The sequence below is a fragment of the Massilia sp. P2_C2 genome (assembly GCF_056404615.1).
This window is the reverse complement of record NZ_JBFUDR010000401.1, coordinates 1-4706: the sequence shown is the minus strand read 5'-3', so window position 1 is coordinate 4706 and position 4706 is coordinate 1. Positions and strand designations below refer to the sequence as shown.

The following is a 4706-nucleotide window of genomic DNA, read 5'->3' as shown; positions in this document are numbered from 1 at the left end:
CATAAGTGACAACCTGTACAAGCTCTGGAACCGCATGTGTTCCGGTAGCTATTTTCCGCCGCCCGTCAAAGGTGTGCCCATCCCGAAGAAGTCCGGCGGGGTGCGCATGCTGGGTGTGCCGACGGTCGCGGACAGGGTGGCGCAAACGGTGGTCAAGCGTCTACTTGAGCCGGTTATTGATCCGGTGTTTAACGAGAACTCATACGGATATCGACCCGGGCGATCTGCACACGATGCGATCGCCATCGTCCGCCGGCGCAGCTGGCAATACGACTGGGTGGTCGAATTCGACATCAAAGGGCTTTTCGATAACATCGACCACGACTTGCTCTTGAAGGCGCTGAGGAAGCACTGCCAGACGCCATGGGTCCTTCTGTACGTCGAGCGTTGGCTGAAAGCACCAATGCTGACGCCGGAAGGTAACTTGGTGGAGAGGACGCGCGGCACCCCGCAAGGCGGCGTCGTCAGCCCGCTGCTTGCCAATCTGTTTCTGCACTATGCATTCGACAGCTGGGTACAGCGTCATCTGCCTAGCGTGCGCTTTTGCCGCTACGCCGATGACGGGGTCATTCACTGCCGGAGTCTGGCGCAGGCCAGGTTCGCGTTGGCAAAGATTGACGAGCGATTTCGGCAGTGTGGGCTTGAACTGCATCCAGAGAAGACGCGGATCGTGTACTGCAAGGATGTCAAACGAGACGGAGATTATCCATGTGTGCAGTTTACGTTTCTCGGCTATACGTTCCGACCGCGCAAGGCAGTCGATAAATTTGGTCGTGTCTACGTGAACTTCGCCCCGGCCGTCAGTCGTGATGCCCTCAAGGCAATGCGACAGACGATACGTGGATGGCGTCTTCAGCTCAAATGCGACAAGAGCCTGGCCGATCTGTCGGCCAGGTTCGACCCGATACTCCGGGGCTGGCAGCAGTATTACGGTCGATTTTACAAATCGGCCATGTCGGCTGTGTGGCGACATTTGAATGACTACCTGACGCGTTGGATGATGCACAAGTACAAGCACCTCGCTCGGCACAAAACCCGAGCGGGTCATGCCCTTGGGCGACTTGCGCGCGAGTTTCAAGGTGTATTCGTTCACTGGAAACTGGGATGTTTACCATCGGCTGGATGATGGGAGCCGGATGAGCTGAGAGGCTCACGTCCGGTTCTGCGAGGGGCTGTGGGTGAAATTCCCATGGCCTACTCAACCGAACTCTGCTGATTTATGCAACAAAGCCCCTACGATCTCTTCCTGACAGGGGATACCTGGCCACTACACCTATCAAGACCTGATTCTCCCGGATGGTGGCCGGATTCATTATATGCGCACCTCGCCCGGCACGAGCTACTATGACGCCTTTTACCAAGCGGCTACGCTAGGCAGGTATTCCGGGTCGACGATTCAATGGGATGAGGCAGCATTTGGCTGGAAGCTGCGGATGAAAGATGGCACGGTGTTCAACTTTCCGGAAAACGAGGGTGGGTCTGCCAGAACTGGTGCGGTGATTTCGGCAAGTGATCGCTTTGGTAACACTCTGACGTTCACGCGCGATTGGGATGGGAATCTAACGCGTATTCTTTCGTCCAGCGGGCGCAGCATTGACTTCGTTTATGACGAGAATGATCGCATTACGCAGGCCAGCGACAATCTCGGCAGAACGGCCACCTATCAATATGATAGCAATGGCCATCTCATCAAGGCGATCGACCCGGCCGGGCAGTTCGAGACCTATACCTATGACAGCAATGACCAGATGCTGACGGTCCACGACAAACGCGACAACGTGATGGTCACCAATATCTATGACGGTAACGGACGAGTTGCCCAACAAACGTACGCCGATGCAACAACCAATTTATTCGCCTATACACTGGATGCGAACAACAAGGTGACGCAAACCGATGTCACCGATGAACGCGGTAACGTCACGCGCATGGTGTTTAATGCAAGTGGGTACCCGACGACTATCATTAAAGCTGTCGGAAAGCCCGAACAACAATCCGTGACGCAAACGCGTGATCCTGCGACCAGCCGGTTGCTGTCGCAAATTGATGCGTTGGGGCGAAAGACCGTCTATACCTATGATACGAACGGCAACGAGCTAATCCGAACCGAGCTGGCGGATACGGCCAATGCCGTTACTACCATGAAGACTTATACATCTACTTTCCAGCAAGTTGCCAGCGTTACAGATCCACTCAACCACACGACGTCGTTCGAATATGATTCTTCAGGTAATCTGACGAAAGTAACCGATCCGCTCGGGCATCAAATTACCTGGACCTACAATTCTGTCGGTCAGCCGCTCACGATCACCGATCCGCTGAACCATACCACGACTATGGCATATGAGGGCACGGACCTTGCCTCCGTCTCCGATTCCGTTGGAAGCACGATAAGGTATTTTATTGACGGCGCGGGTCGGACGTTGACGATGACCGATCCGATGGGGAATGTTACGCGCTACGTATACGACCCGCTCAACCGCATGACGTCCATGATTGATGCCTTGGGGGGAGTAACGACATTCGCGTTCGATTCTAATGGCAACTTGACGAGCCACACCGATGCCAAAGGCGGGACCTTTAGCTATACGTACGACGCACGCAACCGCCGACTCACCCGCACCGATCCCTTGCTGCACACGGAAAGCTATGCGTATGACCAGGTCGGTAATCTGACGCGTTTCACTGATCGCAAGGGCCAGGTCAGCGGCTACAGCTATGACGCATTGAATCGTCGCATCAACGCCGGCTTCGGGGCCACTACAGCGCAACCGACCACGTATACCAGCGACATCAGCTATAGCTATGACGCCGGGAACCGGCTTACTCAGCTCATCGACTCGGCTGCCGGCACGATTACGCGCAGCTATGATGGTCTGGATCGTCTGACCAATGAAACCACACCGCAGGGCAGCGTCGGCTATACCTACGACAGCGCTGGGCGCCGTAGCAGCATGTCGGTGGCGGGCCAGGCTACGGTCGGCTACACATACGATGATGCTGACCGCCTCGTCGGCATCGCGCAAGGATCGGCCGGTGTCAGCTTCAGCTACGACAATGCCAACCGTCGCAGTACCCTGACCTTGGCCAACGGCATTGTCGTCAGCTATACGTACGACACTGCCAATCGCCTGACCGGCATTATCTATACTCATGGCTCAACGCAACTGGGTAACCTCAGCTACGGCTATGATGCGAACGGCCGGCGTATCAGCGTAGGAGGCAGCTACGCAAATGCCGACCTGCCGACGGCCATTGCCAGCGCCACTTATAACGCGGCCAACCAACTCACCCAGTGGGGCAGCACGAGCATCAGCTACGACTTGAATGGCAACCTGTCCAGCGACGGAAGCACGTCCCATAGCTGGGACGCCCGCAACCAGCTGGCCGGCCTGTCCGGCGTCGTGACAGCCAGTTTCCAGTATGACGGGATCGGCCGGCGCATCGGCAAGACCGTTGCAAGCACTGCCACCGCGTTCCTATATGATGGTTTGAATCCGGTTCAGGAGTTGGCCGGCAACACGCCGACGGCAAATCTACTGACCGGCCGGCTGGACGAAGTCTTCAGCCRCACCGATAGTGTGGGGGCAAGGCACCTACTGACCGACGCGCTGGGCTCGACGCTTGCACTGGCCGACAGCAATGGCGTGGCCACGACCAGCTACAGCTACGAGCCATACGGCAAAGCCAGCACGAACGGGGCCGCCAACGACAACAGTTATCAGTACACTGGGCGCGAGAATGACAGTACCGGGCTAAACTTCAATCGTGCGCGGTATTACGATCCCAGCTTACACCGTTTTATCAGCGAGGATCCGATTGGACTGGCTGGCGGAGTGAACATGTACGCGTATGTGGGCGGAGATCCTGTTCGAAAAACAGATCCGACAGGCAATGTCCCCCTTCCTGTCATTACAGGTGGGATTGGGTTTGCAGGCGCAGGAATCGGAGATGCTATAGCACAGGGCATCCAAATGTATAAGAGTGGTGGGTGTAAGAACTTTGATTGGAAAGAGTGGTGGACTTCTGCTATAGGTGGTGGCATAGCTGGTGCGGCCTTGCCATTCATGCCAGGTGGACTTTTCGGTGCATCCCTGTTGGGAGGTGTCTCGAACTAAGGAGTATTTGCGGCTAATGGTGGTCAATTCGGTACATGGGACGCAGTATGGGCCTATGGAACGGGGCTGGTGGGAGGGTGGTGGGGAGGAAGCATTACACGCGGTGTACCTTGGACTTCTGGTGGAACAGCAGCAGACTCCGCGATGATTGCTTCCAGTAATGCGGCAATGGATGTGCGTATTAATACGGGTATTGGGTCCGTAATAAAAGGACTTGGTGGCAGCGCTGAGCAAAGCTTGCCAATGCCAGGTACTGGCAGTTCCTCAAAGTGCGGTTGTCATTGACAATGTGGACGAAATATGGGGAATACATTATTGAAGGCGAGTGCGTTAGTGAAGGTGCTATTAATTTGCACACTTGTTATTTCAACGGGATTTGCCACATGGTTGATTGCTTTGGCTCATAAAATTGGTTCGGGGTCTCAGTCAACGGGATACTATACGACTTCTATAGGAATTCTCTTTATAGTCGGGTTGGTCGGAAAACGCGCTATCGTACGCAGTTCGGGTCGTGGGAGGTCGATTGTTTAGAAAATTGACTAAGATGTCATTTCTGGCTCTCCTCTATATGTTTGCGTTGCACAGTAG

The 4706-nt window shown here is 55.2% G+C and carries 2 protein-coding genes; both read left to right on the top strand.

Annotated features, from left to right (window positions below; all coding sequences use genetic code 11):
* Positions 1 to 1126, top strand: a 1126-nt coding sequence (gene ltrA, locus AC1DYX_RS28025) for a group II intron reverse transcriptase/maturase (protein ID WP_477265017.1), incomplete at its 5' end; no start/stop codon positions are given.
* A gap of 190 nt (positions 1127 to 1316) precedes the next feature.
* Positions 1317 to 4118 (top strand): RHS repeat-associated core domain-containing protein, encoded by a 2802-nt coding sequence (locus AC1DYX_RS28020; protein ID WP_477265015.1) that lies wholly within the window; start codon positions 1317 to 1319, stop codon positions 4116 to 4118.
* The last annotated feature ends 588 nt before the right edge of the window (positions 4119 to 4706 follow it).